Source organism: Massilia psychrophila, from assembly GCF_002760665.1.
Classification (GTDB): Bacteria; Pseudomonadota; Gammaproteobacteria; order Burkholderiales; family Burkholderiaceae_D; genus JAFCUW01.
On the sequence record NZ_PDOB01000012.1, the window covers coordinates 42758 to 66996 of the forward strand.

At 61.8% G+C, this 24239-nt stretch carries 17 protein-coding genes; 13 read left to right on the forward strand and 4 right to left on the reverse strand.

Annotated features, from left to right (window positions below; translation table 11 throughout):
• Positions 1-111: 111 nt before the first annotated feature.
• From CR103_RS22615 to moeA, 3 genes are read left to right on the forward strand one after another with little or no spacing between them, the layout of a single operon-like run.
• Positions 112-261, forward strand: a complete 150-nt coding sequence (locus CR103_RS22615) for a hypothetical protein (RefSeq protein WP_180279346.1) — start codon at positions 112-114, stop codon at positions 259-261.
• The gene (gene moaA, locus CR103_RS09655) at positions 254-1363 is read left to right on the forward strand and encodes a GTP 3',8-cyclase MoaA (RefSeq protein ID WP_099915784.1); all 1110 of its coding nucleotides are present in this window, start codon (positions 254-256) and stop codon (positions 1361-1363) included. Before CR103_RS22615 ends, moaA begins: the two co-directional genes overlap by 8 nt.
• 19 nt (positions 1364-1382) lie before the next feature.
• Positions 1383-3269 carry a molybdopterin molybdotransferase MoeA gene (moeA, locus tag CR103_RS09660; RefSeq protein WP_099915785.1) on the forward strand — a complete coding sequence of 629 codons (1887 nt, stop codon included), beginning with the start codon at positions 1383-1385 and terminating at the stop codon, positions 3267-3269.
• A 7-nt stretch (positions 3270-3276) separates the two neighbouring features.
• Here moeA and CR103_RS09665 read toward each other — a convergent pair whose 3' ends face one another.
• The 4 genes from CR103_RS09665 to CR103_RS09680 form a co-directional block, all read right to left on the reverse strand.
• Complete coding sequence (locus CR103_RS09665; protein WP_099915786.1) at positions 3277-5277, reverse strand: acyl CoA:acetate/3-ketoacid CoA transferase; 2001 nt, start codon at positions 5275-5277, stop codon at positions 3277-3279.
• Between the two features lie 19 nt (positions 5278-5296).
• The gene (locus tag CR103_RS09670) at positions 5297-6634 is read right to left on the reverse strand and encodes a DNA recombination protein RmuC (RefSeq protein ID WP_099915787.1); all 1338 of its coding nucleotides are present in this window, start codon (positions 6632-6634) and stop codon (positions 5297-5299) included.
• Between the two features lie 71 nt (positions 6635-6705).
• Positions 6706-9237 carry an ABC transporter permease gene (locus CR103_RS09675; protein WP_099915788.1) on the reverse strand — a complete coding sequence of 844 codons (2532 nt, stop codon included), beginning with the start codon at positions 9235-9237 and terminating at the stop codon, positions 6706-6708.
• Between the two features lie 6 nt (positions 9238-9243).
• The gene (locus CR103_RS09680; protein ID WP_099915789.1) at positions 9244-10290 is read right to left on the reverse strand and encodes an adenosine deaminase; all 1047 of its coding nucleotides are present in this window, start codon (positions 10288-10290) and stop codon (positions 9244-9246) included.
• Between the two features lie 582 nt (positions 10291-10872).
• On the opposite strand from CR103_RS09680, the gene CR103_RS09685 reads away from it, so the two are divergent.
• From CR103_RS09685 to ileS, 10 genes are all read left to right on the forward strand, one after another.
• Positions 10873-12795 carry a PrkA family serine protein kinase gene (locus CR103_RS09685; RefSeq protein WP_099915790.1) on the forward strand — a complete coding sequence of 641 codons (1923 nt, stop codon included), beginning with the start codon at positions 10873-10875 and terminating at the stop codon, positions 12793-12795.
• Between the two features lie 72 nt (positions 12796-12867).
• Positions 12868-14136 carry a YeaH/YhbH family protein gene (locus CR103_RS09690; protein WP_099915791.1) on the forward strand — a complete coding sequence of 423 codons (1269 nt, stop codon included), beginning with the start codon at positions 12868-12870 and terminating at the stop codon, positions 14134-14136.
• Between the two features lie 30 nt (positions 14137-14166).
• Complete coding sequence (locus CR103_RS09695; protein ID WP_099915792.1) at positions 14167-15693, forward strand: SpoVR family protein; 1527 nt, start codon at positions 14167-14169, stop codon at positions 15691-15693.
• 504 nt (positions 15694-16197) lie between these two features.
• Complete coding sequence (locus tag CR103_RS09700; protein WP_099915793.1) at positions 16198-16863, forward strand: energy transducer TonB; 666 nt, start codon at positions 16198-16200, stop codon at positions 16861-16863.
• An 86-nt stretch (positions 16864-16949) separates the two neighbouring features.
• Positions 16950-17861, forward strand: a complete 912-nt coding sequence (locus CR103_RS09705) for a MotA/TolQ/ExbB proton channel family protein (RefSeq protein ID WP_218968466.1) — start codon at positions 16950-16952, stop codon at positions 17859-17861.
• A gap of 3 nt (positions 17862-17864) precedes the next feature.
• Positions 17865-18293 carry an ExbD/TolR family protein gene (locus tag CR103_RS09710; RefSeq protein ID WP_099915794.1) on the forward strand — a complete coding sequence of 143 codons (429 nt, stop codon included), beginning with the start codon at positions 17865-17867 and terminating at the stop codon, positions 18291-18293.
• A 65-nt stretch (positions 18294-18358) separates the two neighbouring features.
• The gene (locus CR103_RS09715) at positions 18359-18793 is read left to right on the forward strand and encodes an ExbD/TolR family protein (protein WP_180279347.1); all 435 of its coding nucleotides are present in this window, start codon (positions 18359-18361) and stop codon (positions 18791-18793) included.
• 68 nt (positions 18794-18861) lie between these two features.
• Complete coding sequence (locus CR103_RS09720; RefSeq protein ID WP_099915796.1) at positions 18862-20091, forward strand: tetratricopeptide repeat protein; 1230 nt, start codon at positions 18862-18864, stop codon at positions 20089-20091.
• Positions 20092-20283: 192 nt separating this feature from the next.
• Complete coding sequence (locus CR103_RS09725) at positions 20284-21255, forward strand: bifunctional riboflavin kinase/FAD synthetase (RefSeq protein WP_099915797.1); 972 nt, start codon at positions 20284-20286, stop codon at positions 21253-21255.
• Positions 21256-21321: 66 nt separating this feature from the next.
• Positions 21322-24231: an isoleucine--tRNA ligase gene (gene ileS, locus CR103_RS09730; protein ID WP_099915798.1), complete on the forward strand. Its 2910-nt coding sequence runs from the start codon at positions 21322-21324 to the stop codon at positions 24229-24231.
• Positions 24232-24239 lie beyond the last annotated feature (8 nt).

The window sequence follows — 24239 nt, forward strand, 5'->3', positions numbered from 1 at the left end:
TTTGTCTTTACTCAAATTTAAATGCCAGCGAGTCATCCTCGCGCAAGCGGGGATCCATACGCCGCCAGCGCCAGCCAATGAAACAAGCCACCCCTCAGTGCTAACGACCAGATGACACCACCCCGCGACACCCGCTCCGCCCCCGCCACCTTGCGCGAAGCCTTCTGGTATTGGTTCAAGTTCGGCGTCAAGGTCGGCACCATTAAACTGATCGCCGCCTGTGCGCTTGTCGGCCTCGTGCTATCGTATCGACATGGCTGAAAAAATTATCATGCTCAGCAAAGAGCGCCGGCCGCAGATGGCCATTCCCGTCGTCCTCGAAGCGCCCACCGGCCGCGTCGACGATGCCCTCGCGCGTCCGTTGCACGACCTGCGCATCTCGGTGACCGACCGCTGCAATTTCCGCTGCGTCTATTGCATGCCGAAGGAAGTGTTCGACAAAAACTACGCCTACCTGCCGCACACCGACCTGCTGTCGTTCGAAGAAATTACCCGCATCGCCAACGTGTTTGTCGCCCATGGCGTCGAGAAGATCCGCCTTACCGGCGGCGAGCCGCTGCTGCGCAAGAACCTCGAACGGCTGGTCGGCATGCTGGCCGACATCCGCACCCCGAGCGGGCGGGCGCTCGACCTCACGCTCACCACCAACGGCTCGCTGCTGGCGAAAAAAGCCCGCGCGCTCAAGGATGCGGGCCTGAACCGCGTTACCGTCTCGCTCGATTCGCTCGACGACGCCACCTTCAAGCGCATGAACGATGTCGACTTCGCGGTCGCCGACGTCCTGCGCGGCATCGATTGCGCCCACGACGCCGGGCTTGGGCCGATCAAGATCAACATGGTCGTCAAGGCTGGCATGAATGACCAGGAAATCGTGCCGATGGCGCGCCATTTCAGGCACACCCCAACTATTTTGCGCTTCATCGAATACATGGACGTCGGCGCCTCCAACGGCTGGAACATGAGCGAAGTGATTCCGTCGGCCGAAGTGGTGCGCCGCATATCAGACGAGATGCCCCTGGTCCCGGTCGACGCCAACTACACCGGCGAAACCGCGGCGCGCTGGCGCTACCTCGATGGCGGCGGCGAAGTGGGCATGATCTCCAGCGTCACCCAGTCGTTCTGCAAGGACTGCACGCGCGTGCGCCTGTCGACCGAAGGCCAGCTTTACACCTGCCTGTTCGCCACCCGCGGCCACGACCTGCGCGCCCTGCTGCGCGAGGGGCGCAGCGATGCCGAAATCTCGAACGCCGTCGCCCACCTCTGGCGCAAGCGCGCCGACCGCTACTCCGACACCCGCACCATCAATACTTCCGGCATCGAACCGGCCCGCAAGCGGGTCGAAATGTCGTATATCGGCGGATAACTCAGCAGGAAAGCCCAGCATGAAAAAAAACAGCATGATCAGCGCACTGATCCTGGCGGGCGGGCGCGGCTCGCGCATGGGCCACGTCGACAAGGGCTTGCAGCCGTTTCGCGGCACCACCATGGTCCAGCACGTGCTCGAACGGCTGGCGCCTCAGGTCGGCAATGTCGCCATCAACGCCAACCAGAACCTGGCGGCCTACGCGGCTTTGAAAGTGCCGGTATGGCCCGACGAGACCACCGGTTTCGCCGGCCCGCTGGCCGGGCTGGAGGCAGGCATGCGCCACTGTGCCACCCCATACATGCTCAGCGCCCCGTGCGACTCGCCGTTTTTACCGGGCGACCTGGCCGCACGGCTGTTCCACGCGTTGCAGTCGCAAGGCGCCGACGTCGCGCTCGCCGTCACCCAGGAAGCCGGCATGCGCAAGCAGCCGCACCCGGTGTTTTGCCTCGTCAAGACCGCCCTGCTGCCGGTGCTGTCGACATACCTGGCGGCGGGCGGACGCAGGGTGGACGGCTGGTATGCCGAGCTGATAGTAGCCGAAGTGCTGTTCGACGACAGCGACGCCTTCCGCAACATCAACACGCTCGACGAACTGCACAGTTTTGACAGCGCGCGCGCGCCGCGCCGCCTGCAAGATGTCGTCAGCTGCCTGTCCGATTACGACCCGGACGCGCTGCCGGTGCGCCAGGCGCAGCAAATCATCCGCGACTTCGTCACGCCGATCCGCTCGGTCGAAAAAGTCGCGCTGCGCTCGGCGCTCGACCGGGTGCTGGCGGCCGACATCGTCTCGCCGATCAGCGTGCCGGCGCACGACAATTCGGCAATGGATGGCTACGCGCTGCGCGGTGCCGACCTGCGCCCCGACGGCCCGACCACCTTGACCGTCATCGCTACCGTCTACGCCGGCCGGCCGAGCGAACTGGTGCCTGCCGCGGGCGAATGCGTGCGCATCATGACGGGCGGTGTGATGCCGGCCGGCTGCGACAGCGTGATCCCGCAGGAGTTCGTGGCCAATGTCGGCGTTGGCGAGACCGACATCAGCATCGACGCCGGCACCATCCGCACGGGCGACAACCGCCGCTTCGCCGGCGAAGATTTAATGGCCGGCAGCGCCGCGCTTAAAAAGGGCAAGATCCTGCGTCCGGCCGACCTTGGCCTGCTCGCCTCGCTCGGCATCGCCGAAGTGCCGGTACAGCGGCGCCTGCGCGTGGCGTTCTTTTCGACCGGCGACGAACTGCGCTCGATCGGCGAAACGCTCGACGCCGGCTGCGTCTACGACAGCAACCGCTATACGCTGTATGGCATGCTGACGCGCTTGGGCTGCGACATCGTCGACATGGGCATCGTCAAGGATGACCCGCAAGCGCTTGAAGAGGCGCTGCGCAACGCCTGCGAAAACGTCGACGCCATCGTCACCTCCGGCGGCGTCTCGGTCGGCGCCGCCGATTACACGCGCGAGATCATGGCAAGACTCGGCGACGTCACGTTCTGGAAGATCGGCATGCGCCCCGGGCGCCCGCTCGCTTTTGGCCAAATCAACTCGAACGGCAAGAGCGCCTACCTGTTCGGCCTGCCCGGCAATCCGGTTGCGGTGATGGTGTCGTTCTATTTTTTCGCCCGCGCCGCGCTGCTGGCGATGATGGGCGCCGACGCCCCGCTGCCGCTGCTGCGCGTGAAATCGGCCGGCGCGATCCGGAAAAAATCCGGCCGCACCGAATACCAGCGCGGAATTTTGTCGGTCGACGCCGACGCTGCGCAGCAGGTGGCCATCACCGGCTCGCAGGGGTCGGGGATCTTGCGCTCGATGTCGGAGGCGAACTGCATGGTGGTGCTGCATGACGAGATGGGTAATGTCGCGGCGGGCGACATGGTGGACGTGCTGATGTTTGAAGGGCTGGTGTAGGCGCCAACTACTCCTCGTCCGTCGCCAGCCTGGACAGCGCTTCGGCGGGACTCGCATACAGCGCCGGCTCGTGTTTGCTGCGGGTGAATGCCGCACCGACGTAGGCGCGCATGAAGGTGCTGCGGGTGTAGCGCGTCACGCGGCTGTAAAAGCGGTCGGTCAACGCATTCACCATCTCCACATACGCATCGAGCAGCTCCGGCGCGATCGTGAAATTGTCGTAGTTGACGATGGCCGGCACCTTGCGCCCGACCAGCGCCAGGCGCGCCGCCACCAGCGAGCCGACGGCGTCGATGTCGCCCATCGACGTCACCTCGAAGCCCTCGAAATCGACGAAAAACAGCCCCTGACCGGCGTCGTAAGTGAGCCGCTGCTCGAGCGGCTGGGCCAGCATCGGCGTGCGCCAGCCCATTGCCGCCGGCGCGAAGATGCGGCAGTCCATCAGTTTGAGTTCCGCGCTGATTAGCGGTGCAAACCCCATGTGCGCGAGGATGTCGCGTTCCAGGTCGATGCCCGGCGCGATCTCTATCAGCTCGAGCCCCTGCTCCACCAGCCGGAACACGCAGCGCTCGGTCACGTACAGCGCCGTCTGCCCGCGCTCGCGCGCGTACTGGCCCGAGTAGGTGCGATGCTCGACCTCGTCGACGAATTTGCGCGATGCGCCCTCCTGATCGATGTGCAGCTTGCCGCCGCTGATCGACACCGCCAGCCCTCCGGCCGTGAAGGTGCCGACGAATACCACCTTCTTGGCGTTCTGGCTGATGTTGATGAAGCCGCCGGCGCCTGCCAGTCTGGAGCCGAACTTGCTCACATTCAGGTTGCCGTGGCGGTCCGCCTGCGCCAGCCCGAGGCACGCGACATCGAGCCCGCCGCCATCGTAAAAATCGAACTGGTAGGGCTGGTCGATGATCGCGTCGGCGTTGGTCGCGGCGCCGAAATTGAGGCCGCCGGCAGGTATCCCGCCGATCACGCCCGGTTCCGTCGTCAAGGTCAGCAGGTCGAGCAGCTTTTCTTCGGCCGCCACGCTGGCCACGCCCTCCGGCATGCCGATGCCGAGATTGACGACGTCGTTCGGATGCAGCTCCATCAAGGCGCGCCGCGCGATGACCTTGCGCGCGCACAGCGGCATTGGCGCAATCGACGACAACGGCACCCGCAACTCGCTGGCGAAAGCGGCACTGTACGGCTCGGCAAAGGTTTGCATGTGGTATTCGGGCTTTTCGGCCACTACCACGCAGTCGACCAGGATGCCGGGAATCTTGACGTCGCGCGGGTTCAGGCTGCCGTTCTCGGCGATCCGTTCGACCTGCACGATGACGATGCCGCCCGAATTGTGCGCCGCCATCGCGATCGCCAGCGCTTCCAGCGTCAGCGCTTCCTTTTCCATGGTGACGTTGCCGTTGGCGTCGGCGGTGGTGCCGCGGATGATGCCGACCTGGATCGGCAGCGCCTTGTAGAACAGGACCTCCTTGCCGCCGATGTGCATTAACTCGACCAGGTCCTCGTGCGTGCTGGCGTTGATTTTGCCGCCGCCAAAACGCGGATCGACGAACGTGCCCAGGCCGACATGCGTCAAGAGGCCAGGTTTACCGGCGGCGATGTCGCGAAACAGCTGGCTGATTACCCCTTGCGGCAGGTTGTAGGCTTCGATCTGGTTGTCGATCGCGAGCTTTTGCAGCTTCGGCACCAGGCCCCAGTGCCCGCCGATCACGCGTTTGACCAGTCCTTCGTGCGCCAGGTGGTTCAAGCCGCGGTCCTTACCGTCACCCTGCCCGGCCGCGTACACCAGCGTCAGGTCGCGTGGATGGCGCAGCCCATCTTGCCCGGCCAGGAAGCGCTGCTCGAGCGCCACTGCGATGTTTTCGGCGAAGCCGATGCCGACGAAGCCGCCGGTGGCGATGGTGTCGCCATCGTGGATCAGCCGAACCGCATCGAGCGCGCTGACGATTTTGCTGCGTTTGGCGGAACGGATCGCGTCCGCCGGCAGTGCCAGGGTACGTGGGGGCATAGTGTCTCCGCGGTGACGGTTATGTGCCGGAACTGTCCAACTCGGCATTGTCGATGTCGGGTCCCAGCATCAGTTGCGCCGCTTCGCTCGGCAGCGCTTCCACCGATTTTAGCTTGCGCGCCATCTGGCGGCTACGTACTTCGGCGCTTTCGATGTTCTTCGCCGCTGCCTCGAGGGTGAGACGGGTCTTGTTGAGCACCGTGCCGAATTTGCCGAACTCGGTTTTTACCGCGCCCAGCACCTGCCACACTTCGGACGAGCGTTTTTCCAGCGCCAGCGTGCGAAAACCCATCTGCAGGCTATTGAGGATCGCCGTCAGGGTCGATGGCCCGGCGATGCTGACGCGCAGCGTGCGCTGCACATCGTCGGCCAGGCCGGGGCGCCGCATCACTTCGGCATACAGCCCTTCGGTCGGCAGGAACAGGATCGCGAAATCGGTCGTCAGCGGCGGCGACAGGTATTTTTCACAGATCGTCTTCGCTTCGCCACGCACCGCGCGCTCAAGCTCGCGCCCGGCCGTCAGCACGCCGTCGGCGTCGGCGCGGTCGGCGGCCTCGACCAGCCGCTCGTACTGCTCCTTGGGAAATTTGGCGTCGATCGGCAGCCACACGGGCGCGCCGCCATCGACGCTGCCAGGCAGCTTGATGGCGAATTCCACCCGCGCGCCGGTGCCCGGAATGGTCTCGACATTTTTTGCGTACTGGTCGACGGTGAGCACCTGCTCAAGCAGCATCTCGAGCTGCACTTCGCCCCAGGTGCCGCGCGTCTTGACGTTGGTGAGCACCCGCTTCAGGTCGCCCACGCCGATCGCCAGCTGCTGCATTTCGCCCAGGCCCTGGTGGACCTTTTCGAGCCGGTCCGACACCTGGCGGAACGATTCCGTCAGCCGCGTTTCCAGCGTGGCATGCAGCTTTTCGTCAACCGTCTTGCGCATCTCTTCCAGGCGCGCCGCGTTATCCTGCTGCAGGTCCTTGATTTTTGACTCGAGCGTGGCGCGCACTTCGAGCATGCGCTGGGCATTCGATTCGGTCAGCGTCGACAGGCTCAGATTGAGGGCGTCGCCGAAGCGCTTGAACGTGACCGACTGTTCTTCGCGCCCACTGGCGCCTTGCACGTGGAGTTGCTGGCGCATGACGTCGAGCTGCTGCACGCTGGCGGCGTGGTTGTGGGCGAGGGTAGCGGCGAGCTCCTGGCGCGTCGCCTGCGCGCTTGCCTGCAGTTCATGGCGCAGCGAGAGTTCAACCCGTTCGAGCCGTTCGAACTGACCGTCCTGGTTGCCGCGCCCGCGCATCAGCAGGACGAGCTGTAGCGCGATAGCCGTCACCGCGAGCGCGGCGAGAATAATGAATTGTGTCATGGCGTCATCATAACGCACGCCATCAGCTGCCGTCACGGCCGGGTTCGCCCGGCCGTGAATCGCGCAGACGCTTACCCTTCCCGCAGCGTCTGCAGCACCGGCTGTTTGAGCACGTTGCGCAGTCCCAGCCAGCCGCCGCCGATCGCGCAGGCGACGCCGACCGCCAGTCCTGCCAGCCAGACGCCGGGGCTGAAGCTCCAGGCGAACTTGAACTGGTAAGTGGCCAGCGCCCAGCCGAGGGCGGCGGCGCCCGACGCCGCCAGCAGGCCCGACAAGCCGCCCACCAGCGCAAACTCGATCCACTGCGCCCGCGACAGTTGCTTGCGGGTGGCGCCGAGCGCGCGCAGCAGGCCCGCCTCGCGGGTGCGTTCGTCTTGCGAACCCATCAGCGCGGCATACAGCACCAGTACGCCGGAGGCGAGCGTGAACAGGAACAGGAACTCGACCGCCGTGACCACCTGCTCCAGCACTTCCTGCAACTGGTTGATGATGCCGCTGACGTCGATCACGGTCAGGTTGGGAAATTCGCGCGTCAGTGCATTGGTGAGCGTCGAATTGCTTGAGGGCAGGTGGAAAGCGGTCATGAAGCTCTGCGGCGTGTCCTTCATCGCCTGCGGATTAATGATGACGAAGAAGTTGGCGCGCATCGAGCCCCATTCGAGCTTGCGCAGGCTGGTCACGCGCGCCTGCACGCTCTGACCAGCGATATCGAAGCGCATCGTGTCGCCCAGCTTGATGCCGAGCGTCTTGGCGATGCCCTGCTCGACCGACGCTTCCGGCTGCCCCGGCTGGTCGGCGTACCATTTGCCGGCGACGATCTGGTTGGACGGCTGCAGCTGCTTCATGCTCGATAAATTGAACTCGCGCTCGGCCAGCCGTCGGGCGTCCTCGGCGCGGTAGGTCGCGCCCGTGATCGGCTGGTCGTTCACCGCCGTCAGCCGGCCGCGGATCATCGGGTACAGCACGGCTTCGCTGACGTTGGCGCCGGCCAGCCGCTGCGCCAGCGCCGCCGTCTGGTCGGGTTGAATATTGATGATGAAGCGGTTCGGCGCGTCGGCCGGCGTGGCGCTGCGCCAGGCGCCCATCAGGTCGCCGCGCACCACCGTCAGCAGCAGCAGCGCCATCAGCCCGAGCGCCAGCGACACCACCTGCACGATGGTGGCGCCGGGCCGGCGCTGCAACGCGGTAACGGCAAAGCGCCAGCTCTGCGTGTCGATCGCGCCGCGCAGCCTTTTGAGCGAGATGATGCCGAGCCAGCCGGCCAGCGCGAACAGACCGAAGCCGGCCAGGAAACCGAGCGCGGTCAGCAGCGCCAGCTTGGCGTCGCCGGCCTGCCACAGCAACAGGCCAACGAAGGCGCAAATACCGAAGCCGTAGGTGGCCAGCGCCAGCGCGCGCGGCGGCGCCTGCTCGCGCCGCAGCACGCGGTTGTGCGGCACGTTGCGCAACTGGAGCACCGGCGGCAGCGCGAAGCCGACCAGCAGCAGCATGCCGGTGGCGATGCCCTGCAAGGCCGGCAACAGCGACACCGGCGGCAGGTCGGTGCTGATGATTTTTCCGATCAGTTCGAGCAGCACGTAGTGGGCGCCGAAGCCGACCAGCACGCCCAGCACGCTGCCGGCCAGCCCGACCAGCACGAACTCGATCAGGTACAGCGCGCTGACCTGGTTCTGCGACAAGCCCAGGCAGCGCAGCATGGCGCAGGCGTCGAGGTGGCGCAGCATGAAGCGGCGCGCCGCCATGGCGACGGCGACCGCCGCCAGCATCGCCGACAGCAGGCCGACCAGCGACAGGAAGCGGTCGGCGCGGTCCAGCGTGGCGCGCATTTCGGGGCGGCCGTTTTCGAGCGACTCGATGCGCACGCCCTTGACACCTTCAGACGCGATGCGCGCCGTGAGCCACTGTTCGTATTGCTTGACGCCCGTCAGGTCGTTGTTCGACGGCGCCGCCACCTGCATCCGGTAGGTCACGCGCGCGCCATTGTCGGTCAGGCCCGTTGCGGCCAGGTCGGCCAGCGGCAGCATCACACGCGGCGCGAAATTGGCGAACGACGGTCCGCGGTCGGGTTCGGCCGCAATGATGTGCGCGATGGTGAAGTTCTTTTCGCCCAGCTTGAGGGTGGCGCCGACGGTTGTTTTCAGGCCTGTCAGTACGCTCGGGTCGACCCACACGGTGCCAGGTGCCGGCGTGGCGCGCGTCTTGTCGCCGCGGCCGGCGGCCGCGGCGTCAACGCTGGTGGTGATTTTCACCTGGCCGCGCAGCGGATAGCCAACGCTGACCGCTTTCACCGATGCCAGCTGGGCCTGCGATTGTTCGCCCTCGCCGGCCTGCGCCATGCTGGGGAAGGTCACGGTATCGGCCAGCAGCAAACCGCGCTTTTGCGCTTCGGCGCGCCACTCGGTGCGCATCGGCGCGTCGGCATTGACCAGCAGGTCGGCGCCGAGCAGCTGGTGGGCGTCGCGCTCGAGGCTCGAGCGCATGCGGTCGATGAAAAAGCCCACTGCCGACAGCGACGCCACGGCGATGGTCAAGGCCACCAGCAAAAAGCGCAGTTCGCCGGCGCGCCAGTCGCGCGCGGTCATGCGGATCGATTGTCTGAGCATGGCGGCCTACCCTACCGTTGCAGTTGCAGTTGCAGTTGCAGTTGCAGTTGCAGTTGCAAACACGGCGTCGAGTTCGGCGAGGAAGTCGCGCTTGGCCTCCGGCTCGAGAAAAGACGCGGTAAAACTGTTGCGCGCCAGCCGGTGCGCGTGCGACAGCCCGAGCGGCAGTGCCTCGAAGGCGGCGAGGAAGTTGGCGTTCATGTAGCCGCCAAAATACGCCGGATCGTCCGAATTGATGGTGACGGCCAGGCCGGCGTCGAGCAGGTCGAGCAGGTTGTGCTGGCCCATGTGATCGAACACCCGCAGCTTGACATTCGACAACGGGCACACCGTCAGCGCGATCTGCTCGCGCGCCAGCCGCTTTGTCAGCACCGGGTCTTCGAGGCAGCGCACGCCGTGGTCGATGCGCTCGACGTTGAGCAGGTCGAGCGCGGTTTCGATATAGGCCGGCGGGCCTTCTTCGCCGGCATGGGCGACCAGGTGCAGGCCGAGCTGGCGGCAGCGTTCGAACACGCGGGCGAATTTTTCCGGCGGGTGACCCAGCTCGGACGAGTCGAGGCCGACGCCGATGATCTTGCCGCGCAGGGGCAGCGCTTCCTCGAGCGTGGCAAGGGCTTCATCCTCGCTCAGGTGACGCAGGAAGCACATGATCAGGCTGGCGCTGATCGGGCCGTCCTGGCAGGCGCGCCAGATGCCGTCGACCACGGTGTGCATCGGCACGCCGCGCGCGGTGTGGGTTTGCGGGTCGAAGAAAATTTCGGCGTGGCGCACGTTATCAAGCGCAGCACGGCGCAGATAGGCCGCCGTCATGTCGTAAAAATCCTGCTCGGTCAGCAGCACACTGGCGCCGGCGTAATAAATATCGAGGAAAGACTGCAAATTATCGAATGCATAAGCATTTCGCAGCGATTCGACCGATTTATAGGCCAGTGCGACCCCATTTCTTTGAGCCAACTCAAAGATCAGCTCGGGTTCGAGTGACCCTTCGATGTGTATGTGCAATTCTGCCTTAGGCATCTGCTGCAAAATGTTTTGCAACTGTTCGTTAGGCATTATTTTCTCCAGAGATAGCAATTTAGTGCGGCGAATTAGGGGTGTGGCGCATAGTGTAGCGCAAGGCGCCGGCAGGGTTTGTCGACCGGTCTGATTCAAGCAGGAAAGTATGTAACACGCGCCCTGTTTGCGTGCGCCCCCGGCTGGCGACTTAAGGCAAAATCAGCAGTCGATATTCAAGCGCGGTTCACTTATCTCAACAGGCTTGAATGGTGCTGGGAAAGCGTAAAGAAAACAGGCGCGAACGAGGGCGGAATGCGGCATGGACAAGTCCTTCCATTAAGCAATTTTCTCTTGTAATCAATAACTTGAGTTCGTTACAATCGGTCACACGACATTGCTTTGACTTCGGCTTCCATTAGGCACATAATTAATTTCATAGGCGTAAGAAGACCTTGTCAGAACGCGCAAAACACCGGAAATCATCCGGCATAAAAACAAAAATTCGCCAGCCGTTTTTGTTTCAAAACATCGAATCAAAAACGTGTCGGCGAGACCATTGGAGACGCCAGCGACTAGGGCCTGGGCAGGGTGAGCCTGCCGGCGATAGTGATCCGTACAAGCACATTAAAGGACATTCAAATGACCATTTTTGACAACTACGCAGCTCGCTACGAGCGTACCCGGGAAGAGGAATATTCCCTTACCGAGTATCTGGCATTGTGCAAGAAGGATCACCTCACTTACGCGACGGCGCCAGAGCGCATGCTTGCCGCCATCGGCGAGCCAAAGCTGGTCGACACCCGCAACGACACGCGCCTGTCGCGCATCTTCGCCAACAAGGTCATCAAGCTGTACCCGGCGTTCAAGGATTTTTACGGCACCGAGGAAGTCATCGAGCAGGTCGTCTCGTATTTCCGCCACGCCGCCCAGGGTCTGGAGGAGCGCAAGCAAATCCTCTACCTGCTGGGGCCGGTGGGCGGCGGCAAATCGTCGATCGCCGAAAAACTCAAGTCGCTGATGGAACAGGTACCGTTTTATTGCCTGAAGGGTTCGCCCGTCAACGAATCGCCGCTCGGCCTGTTCAACGAGGAAGAGGATGGCGTCATCCTGGAAGAGGACTATGGCATTCCACGGCGCTACCTGCGCACCATTCCGAGCCCATGGGCGGTGAAGCGGCTGCACGACTTCAACGGCGACATCAACAAATTCCGCGTGGTCAAGCGCTATCCGTCGATTCTCAAGCAGATCGCCATCTCGAAGACCGAACCGGGCGACGAGAACAACCAGGATATTTCTTCGCTGGTGGGCAAGGTCGACATCCGCAAGCTCGAAGACTACGCCCAGGACGATCCGGACGCCTACAGCTACTCTGGCGGCCTGTGCCTGGGCAACCAGGGCCTGATGGAGTTCGTCGAGATGTTCAAGGCGCCGATCAAGGTGCTGCACCCGCTGCTGACGGCCACCCAGGAAGGCAACTACAAGGGTACCGAAGGCTTCGGCGCGATCCCGTTCGACGGCATCGTACTGGCGCACTCGAACGAGTCGGAGTGGAAGACGTTCCGCAACAACCGCAACAACGAGGCTTTCCTCGACCGCATCTACATCGTCAAGGTACCGTATTGCTTGCGCGTGTCCGACGAGATCAAGATCTACGACAAGCTGATCCGCAACTCGTCGCTCGAGCAAGCCCCATGCGCGCCCGGCACGATGAAGATGATGGCCCAGTTCGCGATCCTGTCGCGCCTGAAAGATCCGGAAAACTCCAGCATTTTCAGCAAGATGCTGGTGTACGACGGCGAAAACCTGAAAGACACCGATCCGAAGGCCAAGTCGATGCACGAGTATGTCGATTACGCCGGCGTCGACGAAGGCATGAACGGTTTGTCGACCCGCTTCGCCTTCAAGATCCTGTCGAAGGTCTTTAATTTCGACAACACCGAAGTGGCAGCCAATCCGGTGCACCTGTTGTACGTGCTGGAGCAGCAGATCGAGCGGGAGCAATTTGCGCCGGAAACCGAACAGCGCTACATGTCCTATATTAAGGAACACCTGGCGCAGCGCTACGTCGACTTCATCGGCAAGGAAATCCAGACCGCTTACCTGGAAAGCTACTCGGAATACGGCCAGAACATTTTCGACCGTTACGTCACGTTCGCCGATTTCTGGATCCAGGACCAGGAGTTCCGCGATCCGGATACCGGCGAGTCGTTCGACCGCGACTCGCTCAACAGCGAACTCGAAAAAATCGAGAAGCCGGCCGGCATTTCCAATCCGAAGGATTTCCGCAACGAGATCGTCAATTTCGGCCTGCGCGCGCGCGCCACCAACGGCGGCAAGAATCCGGCGTGGACCAGCTACGAAAAATTCCGTACCGTGATCGAGAAGAAGATGTTCTCGAACACCGAGGAATTGTTGCCGGTGATCTCGTTTAACGCCAAGGCGTCGGCCGAGGATGCTCACAAGCATGCCGATTTTGTTGCCCGGATGGTGGACAAAGGCTATACCGCCAAGCAGGTCCGCTTGCTGTGCGAATGGTATCTGCGTGTGCGGAAGTCTTCTTAGCGGCGAAGGTTTAAGATAGAAGGGCCGGGCGACTTTCGCCGGCCGCCGTGATTTTCGAGCAGGAGGCATGTTTTGACTTACCTCATCGACCGACGCTTGCAAGGCAAGAACAAGTCAGCGATCAACCGAGAGCGTTTCTTGCGGCGATACAAAAGCCAGATCAAGGACGCTGTCGGGCGCGCCATCAAGGGCCGCTCGATCACCGATATTGAAAATGGCGAGAAAGTATCGATTCCCGTCAAGGACGTCAACGAACCGAATTTTGGCCACGCCCATGGAGGCGTCTGGGAAACCGTCAACCCGGGTAACAAGGAATACCAGAAAGGCGACCAGTTCAACCGGCCGCGCGGCGGCGGCGGTCCCGGCCGCGGAAAAGCCGGCAACAGCGACCAGACCAATGAAGACGACTTCATCTTCGAACTGTCGCGCGAAGAATTCATGAACTATTTCTTCGAGGACCTTGAACTGCCGAACATGGTCAAGACCCAGCTGACTGCCACCACCGAATTCAAGAACCAGCGCGCCGGCTACAACATGTCGGGCACGCCGTCCAACATCCACGTGCTGCGCTCCTTGCGCGGCGCTTTGGGCCGGCGCATCGCCGTCGGCGGCTCGTCGCGCAAGCATTTAATCGAGGCCGAAAACGAACTGGTCGCGCTGCTTGAAGAAGGCGTGCCGCTGGATGACGCGCGCGTGGTCGAACTAAAGCGCCTGGTCCACCACCTGCACACCAAATTGCTCGCCATCCCGTTCATTGATCCGTTCGACCTGCGTTACAGCAACCGCATCAAGGTACCGAAGCCGACCACCCAGGCCGTAATGTTCTGCATCATGGACGTGTCCGGCTCAATGGACGAAAGCCGCAAGGATACCGCCAAGCGCTTTTTTATTCTGCTGTATTTGTTCCTCAAGCGCTCCTACGACAAGATCGAGGTGGTATTCATCCGCCACCACACCGCCGCCGCCGAAGTCGACGAGGAAGAATTTTTCCATTCGCGCGAATCGGGCGGCACCGTGGTGTCGTCGGCGCTGCACCTGCTGCAAAAGATCATCAGCGAGCGCTACGGCAGCGGCGAGTGGAACAGTTACGTCGCCCAGGCCTCCGACGGCGACAACTGGGACAACGACTCGGTGCTGTGCAGGCAGCTGCTGATCAACACCATCATGCCGGCCGTGCAGTACTACACCTATGTCGAAATCACCGACGGCCCGCAGCAGAACTTGTGGGAGCAATACGTTGAAGTGGGCAACCACCATCGCAATTTCGCCATGCAAAAAATCGTCACGCCGGCCGATATCTATCCCGTCTTCCGGGAACTGTTCAAAAAACAGCCGAAATGAGCACGCAGTGAGTATTAAGGTGACAACATCATGCCAAGAGATCCAAAAAATCCGCGCGCCCTGCCCGAACAGTCGGAGTGGACCTTCGACCTGATCGAGCACGCGCACGAAGAAATCCGCCGCGTCGCCAAAAGTTTTGGCCTCGACACCTATCCCAACCAGCTCGAAATCATTACCGCCGAGCAAATGATGGATGCCTACACCTCGGTCGGCATGCCGGTCTCGTACAATCACTGGTCGTTCGGCAAACATTTTTTGTCCACCGAAAAAAGCTATAAGCGCGGCCAGATGGGCCTGGCTTACGAGATCGTCATCAATTCCAGTCCCTGTATTGCTTATTTGATGGAAGAGAACAGCCTGACCATGCAGGCGCTGGTGATTGCCCATGCTGCATACGGCCACAACTCTTTTTTTAAAGGCAACTACTTGTTCCGCACCTGGACCGACGCCGATGCCATCGTCGACTACATGGTGTTTGCAAAAAATTACATTGCCGAGTGCGAACAGCGCCACGGCATCGATGCCGTCGAATTGGTGCTCGACTCCTGCCATGCGCTTCAGAACTACGGCGTCGACCGTTACAAGCGGCCGGCCAAGCTGTCTTTGGCGCAGGAAGATGCGCGCCAGAAGGAACGCGAGGAATACGCCCAATCGCAAGTCAACGCGCTGTGGCGCACGGTGCCGCGGCGCGACGAGGAGTTGGCCGACGTGCCGCCGCCGCGCTTCCCGCCTGAACCCGAAGAAAACCTGCTGTATTTTATTGAAAAATACGCGCCGCTGCTCGAACCGTGGCAACGCGAACTGGTGCGCATAACGCGCAAGATTTCGCAGTACTTCTATCCACAGCGCCAGACCCAGGTCATGAACGAAGGCTGGGCGACATTCTGGCATTACACGATTTTGCAGGAACTATATAAAGAGGGCATCGTCGGCGACGGCTTCATGATGGAGTTTTTGCAAAGCCACACCAACGTCGTGTTCCAGCCATCTGCCACCAGCCAGTATTACACCGGCATCAACCCGTATGCGCTGGGGTTCGCCATGATGAGCGACATCCGCCGCATCTGCGAGGATCCGACCCCGGAAGACCGCGAATGGTTTCCCGGCATCGCCGGCAGCGACTGGCGCAAGACGCTCGACTTCGCGATGCGCAATTTTAAGGACGAGAGCTTCATTGCCCAGTACCTGTCGCCCAAGCTGATCCGCGACTTCCATTTCTTTGCCGTACTCGACGACGACCGCAAGGACAAGCTGACCGTCTCGGCGATCCACGACGAGCGCGGCTACCGTTATGTACGCCAGCAACTGGCCGAGCAGTACAACCTGGGCAACCGCGAACCGAACATCCAGGTGTGGCAGGTCAATACGCGTGACGACCGCGCCCTCACCTTGCGCCATACCCAGTTCCAGCGGCGCCCGCTAAACCAGCAGGCGCAGGAAGTGCTCAAGCATGTGGCGCGGCTGTGGGGCTTCGACGTCCACCTCGACACTGTCGATCCGCATGGCAACATCGTCAGCAGCCTCGAGTGCCGCCGCGAGAAACGCAACCGCATCTGATTTATCCGCCTTGGCGCACCGCCAAGGCGGTGCGCCTGCCATACCAACCCTTTCCCCTCCCATTACCTGGCGCTATACCCCAGCGCTGCCAACGCCGCACACATGTCTTTTTCGAGCGGAAGACACTGTTGAGCAAACCGGGCCAAGGTTATCAGAATTGCCATAGAATACACCACGTAGTTTTATCGAAGATAAAATAACCTGGTAATTGTATTGGCACGTGCCCTGCAAAATAGCAGCAGTTCCGCCGACACCAAGACAATAGCGATCACCGTGCATTTTCTTGCGCATTTGTACCAAAGTTAGCGGTTTACTGCTGTGTTAAATATGCCCTTGACAGTCCGATTTATACTGCAGAAAAGAAGACGTTTTGGGCACTAAAAATGTATGTGCAAAAAAGAATTCGTAGGTATAATTCGCCGATGTCCCGGATGCGGCCCGAGCTTTTGTCGTGTTTTGTGGGTTTAGTAGCTACAAAAAGAGTTGGTATTGGAGAAAGCAGGCATGAATTTTTCGCATGACAAACCGGCCGGGAAGAATATTACCGGCATCACCATCGTCATCATCTTGCACGTCATTGTCGCCTACGGGATCGTGACCGGTCTCGGCAAGCGTATGGTCACCAAGATGGCGGAAGCGGTGGAGACCAAGATCATCGAGGAGCAGGCGCCTCCGCCACCGAAGGAAATTCCTCCGCCGCCGCCGCCGCCGGAAATGAAGGCACCGCCGCCACCATTCATCCCGCCAGTCGAGGTGAATGTTCAGCAGCCGCCTCCGCAGCAAAGCGCGATCGCGGTATCTTCCACGGCGAAACCGGTCTCGAATGAACTGGCGCGTCCACAGGCACCGGCACCGGCAGCACCCGCCGCGCCGCCGGGCAACCCGAACCCCGTCCGCGTTGCGGCGAGCGCCGATTTCAACACTTGCGCAAAACCAGAGTGGCCTAAAGCTTCCCTGCGCAATGAAGAAACCGGTACCGTCACCCTGCAATTCCTGATTGGCGAAGATGGCCGTATCGCCGATTCGAAAGTGCAGAAGTCGAGTGGTTTCCGTGACCTCGACAAGGCAGCCGTTGCTGGTATCAGCAAATGCCGCTTCAAACCCGGGATGGTCGATGGCAAGCCGGAAAAAGCCTGGATGAGCATGCAGTACGTCTGGACGCTGGAATAACCCTGGGACAGCAACACTGTCTCAACTTGTGATTTTTCGTTGTAATACATTCAGCGAACTGATTATTTTATATATTTGGAGGAAGCATGTTTAAGAATACCCGTTTGTCCGCTGTCCTGGCGGCTGTTTTGTTTTCGTTGACCGCAGCGGCAGCGCTGGTATCGGCACCAGCATTCGCTGACGCCCCTAAAGCGGCAGCAGAAACCGCTGCTCCGGCAGCCACCGCACCGGCAACCGATGCTGCAGCGCCAGCAGCGGCCCCGGCCGACGCAGCAGTACCGGCCGGCGCCAAGGAAGAAGTTGAAAATCCGTTCGGTCCGATGGCAGTCTGGAACGGCGGCTTCGTGCCGCGCGCAACCATCCTCATCCTGTCGCTGATGTCGATGGGTTCGTGGTACATCATCATCACCAAGCTGCTTGACCAGATGAAAATCATGAAGCAATCGAAAGAGACTTCGGCCAAGTTCTGGAAGGCCAGCTCGATCGCTGCCGGCTCGGCAATGCTGAAAGAAGGCAGCCCGTTCCGCTTCATCGCCGAATCGGGAACCAAGGCAACCCAGCACCACGATGGCGCCCTGCTCGAGCAGATCGACCTGTCGACCTGGGTGACGATGTCGATCCAGCGCGCTGTCGAAAAAGTTCAGTCGCGCCTGCAGGATGGCCTGTCGTTCCTCGCTACCGTCGGTTCGACCTCGCCGTTCATCGGCCTGTTCGGTACGGTGTGGGGCATCTACGGCGCGCTGACCAACATCGGCATGACCGGTAACGCCTCGATCGACAAAGTCGCAGGTCCAGTCGGCGAAGCGCTGATCATGACCGCCTTTGGCCTGTTCGTCGCCGTTCCTGCCGTGCTGGGTTACAACTGGCTGGTGCGTCGTAACAAGTCGGCCATGGAAGATGTCCGCTCGTTTTCCGCCGACGTCCACATGGTCCTGATTTCCGGCGCGATGTCGACCTCCGAAGCTGGCCGCCTGGCTGGTGCAAAGAAGATTGGATAAATCATGTCGATGAGCGTCGGCTCCGATGACGGAGAAGAAGATGCAGTCATGTCAGAAATCAACACGACGCCGCTTGTCGACATCATGTTGGTTCTGCTGATCATCTTCCTGATTACCAGCCCGGTCGTGTTGAAGTTGCAGAAGATTCAGCTGCCAACCGAGACCAATCAGGCTGTCAAGACCAAGCCAGAAGACGTCAATATCGTTGTCAACAAAGACGGCGATATGTACTGGAACCAGACGAAGCTGGCGAACACGGACGAATTGTTCGAGTTCCTGAAAAAAGAGTCGGTGAAGCTGCCTCAGCCGGAAGTACATATTCGTGGTGATCAAGAAACGAAATATGAATTCGTCGGCAAGGTGATTTACACGGCACAGCGTGCTGGGGTTCAGAAGGTCGGTTTTATCACCGAACCGCCTGACAAGGGTTGATCCCTTCCCCGCGCCAGCCGCCTTGGCGGCTGGCGCGGGGCCCCGACATTTGAAAAGGAAACACCATGAGTATGAACGTCGGCTCAGGCTCCGGCAGCAAAAATGCTGATCCGGAACCAATGATGGAAATGAACATGACACCCTTGATCGACGTGATGTTGGTCTTGATTATCATGTTGATTATTACGATCCCGAAGCAAAACCATTCGGTCAATCTGAATATGCCGGTCGGCAATCCACCGCCACCGACAGCGCCGCCTGTGGTCGTGACGATCGACGTGGACTTTGACGGCACTATCCTGTGGGATAACGTTGTAGTTCCCGATCGCGCGTCGCTGGAAGCGAAGATGGCCAACGTAGCCGCCCAGGCAGACCAGCCGGAAGTGCATTTGCGTCCGAACAAGCTGGTGGAGTATAAGTATGTAGCTGGCGTGATGGCGTCGGCCCAGCGTCTTGGCGTGACCAAGATCGGCATGGTCGGCAACGAGCAGTTCCAGTAATCGTTGGTAGTTTGACGAACACGGCAGGCATCCCCTGCCGTTTCTCTTTTGAAGAAAGAATTCCCTACATGTCAAAATTCCGTCTCGCACACCTCGGCCTCGTCATGGCCGCCTTCGGCTTTACCGCAGCCGCCCCTGTACTCGGCCTGTCCTCCGCCTACGCAGCTGAAACCGTGCGTCCGGAAATCGGCAACCCGCTGCAGGCAGCGCAATCGCTGATGAAGCAGGGCAAGAACAAGGAAGCCCTCGCCAAGCTGCGCGAAGCCGATAACGTCAGCAACAAAACCGCCAACGAGAGCTACCTGATCGAGCGCGTACGCGCCGCGGCATCGTCGTCAGCGGGCGACTACGACGTCGCCGCCAAGTCGTTCGAGACGCTGATCGCTTCGGGCCGCCTGAGCGCCGCGGAAAAAGAAAAGTTTTCTGAAGGGCTGATCGGCATCTACATCCGCGCCAAGGACTTCCCGAAGGCCAACGCGGCGATCAACCGCCAGTTGAAGGAACGCGACAACCCCAATTTGCGCGCGCTGCTGATCCAAAATTATTACAGCTCGGGCAACCTGACCCAGGCCGAAGCGGAACTGCGCACCATCGAAAAGAGCGGCCGCCTGAGCGAAGACCAGCTTGGCCTCTTGGCCAACATCCAGCTGAAAAAAGGCGACAAGGCCGGCTACGTGGGCACTATCGAAAAGCTGGCGGCGTCGTATCCGAAAGCGTCGCACTGGAACGACCTGCTCAACCGCGTCACCACCAAGCCTGGCTACTCGAATCGCCTGACGGTCGACGTCTACCGCCTCAAGCTGGCCAACAATTTACTGAAAAAGCCGAGCGAATACGTCGAAATGGCGCAGTTGCTGATCCAGGCCAAGGCGCCGGCCGAAGCAATCAAGGTAATCGACAAGGGTTACAAGGCCGGCATTTTGGGCGTCGGCGCCGAAGCAGCGCGTCACCAGCGCCTGAAAGACCTGGCCGAGAAGACCCTGGCCGAAAACAACAAGACGCTGGCAACCGACGAAGCGGCGCTGGTCAAGGCCAAGGACAACGACGGCCTGATGACGATGGGCTACGGCCTGGTGCAGGCGGGACAGGCCGACAAAGGCCTGGCCATGATGAACGCCGCCATCAAGGCGGGCGGCCTGCGCAATCCGGAAGACGCCAAGCTGCGCTTGGGCGAGGCGTACGCGGCGGCGGGCAAGAAAGCGCAAGCGATCTCGACGCTGAAGACGGTCGGCGGTACCGACGGCGCGGCCGACCTGGCGCGCTACTGGATCATGGCCATCAACCATCCGATGACCTGATCGGCGGCCGCCTGCAACAGCTGAAAAGCACGAAATAAAGCACTAAAACAAGGTCGATAAAAGCGCCGCCTGCCTAGCAAGCGGCGCTTTTTTTTGCTTGTAGCTTACCTTCGGCCGGCCGGCCAGGGTGTGAAAGCCGCAACTTGACCGTATAATCGTTTATTTCGCACACAGTTTGACGCCCCACACCTTATGAAGGTATTTCGCGGACTACCCAACGACAGGGCGCGCGCGCCCTGTGCTCTCACGATCGGCAACTTTGACGGTGTCCACCGCGGCCACCAGGCATTGTTGGCGCGCGTGCGGGCCAACGCGTCCGCACTCGGCCTCGAAGCGGCGGTAATGACGTTCGAGCCGCATCCGCGCGAGTTCTTTGCCGCCCGCTCGGGCGAATTGTCGCGCGCGCCGAGCCGCATTGCCAACCTGCGTGACAAGCTCGGTTCGCTTGCCAGCGCCGGCATCGACCGCGTCATCGTCGAACATTTCAACGCCCACTTCGCCGCGATGACGCCGGAGCAATTCACCAGCCGCGTGCTGGTCGAGGGCCTGCACGTCAAGTGGCTGATGGTGGGCGACGACTTCTGCTACGGCGCCCGGCGCGCCGGCACCGTCGCCATGCTGGCCGAGGCAGGCCGGCGCCACGGCTTCCACGTCGAGACACTGCAAACAGTGATGCATGGCGAGCAGCGCATCTCGTCGTCGGCGGTGCGCACCGCGCTGGCAGACGGCGACTTCGCCCAGGCCAGGGCCCTGCTTGGCCACCAGTACGCCATCTCGGGCCACGTGATCCACGGCCAGAAGCTTGGCCGCACGCTTGGCTTTCCGACGCTGAACCTGCGCGTTGCCCACCGCCCCGCCCTGGCTGGCATTTTCGTCGTCCAGGTACATGGCCTGGGGCCGCACCCACTGCCTGCGGTGGCCAGTCTCGGCGTGCGTCCGACCGTCGACGACAGCGGCCGCGTGCTGCTCGAAGTGCACTTGTTCGATTACGCCAAGTCCTGCTACGGCAAGCTGGTACGGGTCGAGTTCCTCGAGAAAATCCGCGACGAGCAAAAATACGACGATCTGGCCACGTTGAGCGCCGCCATCGAGGGCGACGCCGGCCATGCGCGCGGCTACTTCACCCGCCGCCCGGGCGCCTTGGCCGCGACCGACCGAATTTGACCCTGGTTTTGTGAAGGGCCGAGCGGCCCGCCAGCATCCCAGCCAAACATCACCTTGAAGAAGAATATGTCCGATAACAGCACACCAGCAAACCCAAATCCTGCCAAAAGTCCGGCCAAGAGCGCCGCCAAGAAGCCAGTCAGCAAATACCCGGTCAACATGACCGAAACCCCGTTCCCGATGCGCGGCGACCTCGCCAAGCGGGAACCGGGCTGGGTTCAACAATGGCAGGACAAAAAGATCTACGAGCGCGTGCGCAAGGCCTGCGCCGGCCGGCCGAAATTCATCCTGCACGATGGCCCGCCGTACGCCAACGGCGACATCCACCTCGGCCACGCCGTCAACAAGATCCTGAAAGACATGGTCGTCAAGGCCCGCACCATGGCCGGCTTCGACGCACCCTACGTGCCGGGCTGGGATTGCCACGGCATGCCGATCGAGATCCAGATCGAAAAACTGTACGGCAAAAACCTGCCGACCGCCGAAGTGCTGACCAAGGCCCGTGCCTATGCGCTCGAACAGGTCGACCGCCAGCGCGACGGCTTCATCCGCCTGGGCATCCTCGGCGAGTGGGATAATCCCTACCTCACCATGGCGTACTCGAACGAGGCCGATGAACTGCGCGCGCTCGGCACCATGCTGGACAAAGGATATGTCTACCGCGGCCTGAAACCGGTCAACTGGTGCTTCGATTGTGGCTCGGCGCTGGCTGAAGCGGAAGTTGAATACCAGGACAAGCGCGATCCGGCGATCGACGTCGGCTTCGCGTTCGCCGAGCACGCCAAACTGGCCGCCGCATTCGGCCTGGAGGCACTGCCTGCAAAAGACGGCTTCATCGTCGTCTGGACCACCACGCCGTGGACCATCCCATCGAACCAGGCCCTCAACGTCAATCCGGAAGTCCAGTACGCGCTGGTCGAGACCACGAAAGACGGCAAGCCACTGCTGCTGATCTTGGCGTCCGACCTCGTGCAGTCCTGCCTGCAACGCTACAAGCTCGAAGGCAACATCATCGCCACCTGCATGGGCGAAGCGCTGGGCGGCATCGCGTTCCGTCACCCGCTGCACGCGCAAGATCCGTTCTACGACCGCCTCTCGCCGCTGTATCTGGCAGACTACGTCACCACTGAAACCGGCACCGGCGTGGTCCACTCGGCGCCGGCGTACGGCCTCGACGACTTCATCTCGTGCAAGGCGCACGGCATGGCCGACGACGCCATCCTCACCCCGGTGATGGGCGACGGCCGCTTCGCCGCCAGCTTGCCGTTGTTCGGCGGCCTGACCATCTGGGAAGCGTCGAAACCGATCTGCGCCGCGCTCACGCTTGCGGACGCGCTGTTCGAACTGAAGATGTTCGATCACAGCTACATGCACTGCTGGCGCCACAAGACGCCGATCGTCTACCGCGCCACCTCGCAGTGGTTCGCCGGCATGGACATCACGCCAAAGGATGGCGGCCCGACGTTGCGCGAAACCGCCCTGAAAGGCGTCGCCGACACCAAATTCTTCCCGGACTGGGGCCAGGCCCGCCTGCACGGCATGATCGCCAACCGGCCCGACTGGACCTTGTCGCGCCAACGCCAGTGGGGCGTGCCGATGGCTTTCTTCCTGCACAAGGAAACCGGCGCGCTGCATCCGCGCACGCCCGAACTGATCGAACAGGTCGCTCAATTGTTCGAACAGCGCGGCATCGACGCCTGGCAGACGCTCGAGCCCAAGGATTTGCTCGGCGAAGACGCCCACATGTACGTCAAGAACAAGGACACGCTCGACGTCTGGTTCGACTCCGGCGCGACCCACCAGACCGTGCTGCGCGGCTCGCACAAGGAGCAGCTGGCATTCCCGGCCGACCTTTACCTGGAAGGTTCGGACCAGCACCGCGGCTGGTTCCACTCGTCGCTGCTGACGTCCTCGATGCTCAACGGCTGCCCGCCCTACAAGGCGCTGCTGACGCACGGCTTCACGGTCGACGCCGAAGGCAAAAAAATGTCCAAGTCGCTCGGCAACACGCTGGCGCCGCAGAAGATCTCCGATTCGCTCGGCGCCGACATCCTGCGCCTGTGGGTCGCCTCGACCGACTACACGGGCGAACTGGCGATCTCGGAAGAGATCCTCAAGCGCGTCACCGAAGCGTATCGCCGCATCCGCAACACGCTGCGCTTCCTGCTGGCCAACACCTCCGACTTCACCCCCCAGGTTGACGCCGTGCCGATCGCCGAACTGCTCGAGATCGACCGCTATGCCATCGCCGGCATGGCCGCGCTGCAGGCCGATATCCTGGCACATTACGAGCGCTACGAATTCCAGCCGGTGATCGCCCGCCTGCAGAACTACTGCTCGGAAGACCTGGGCGGCTTCTACCTCGACATCCTCAAGGACCGCCTGTACACCACCGCCGTCGATTCGCACGCGCGCCGCTCGGCCCAGACCGCGCTGTGGCACATCGCGCAAAGCCTGCTGCGCGTGATGGCGCCGACGCTGTCGTTCACCGCCGAGGAAGCGTGGGCGGTGTTCGCCGACGCCGACGCCTATGCAGAGAGCACGGAAACCATCTTCACCCAGACCTACTGGGAGCTGCCGCGGGTAGCTGACGGTGCCGCGCTGCTGGAAAAGTATACCGTGCTGCGCGCGGTGCGCACCGACGTCGCCAAGGAGCTCGAGGCGCTGCGCAGCTCAGGTGCGATCGGATCGTCCTTGCAGGCCGAGCTGACCATCAGGGCGGCGCCGGAAAAATTCCAGTTGCTCGCCAGCCTCGACGACGACCTGCGCTTTCTGTTCATCACCTCGCAGGCGAAGGCCGTCGAAGTGGCAAGCGAGGCCGAGGAGTCGATCGCGGTAAGCGCTTCGGCCGCACCAAAGTGCGAGCGCTGCTGGCACTACAGTGTCGACGTCGGCACGCTTGCCGGCCACGAAAGCCTGTGCGGCCGTTGTGCGAGCAACCTGTTCGGTGCAGGTGAACGGCGTGCGTTTGTCTAACCTTCTGA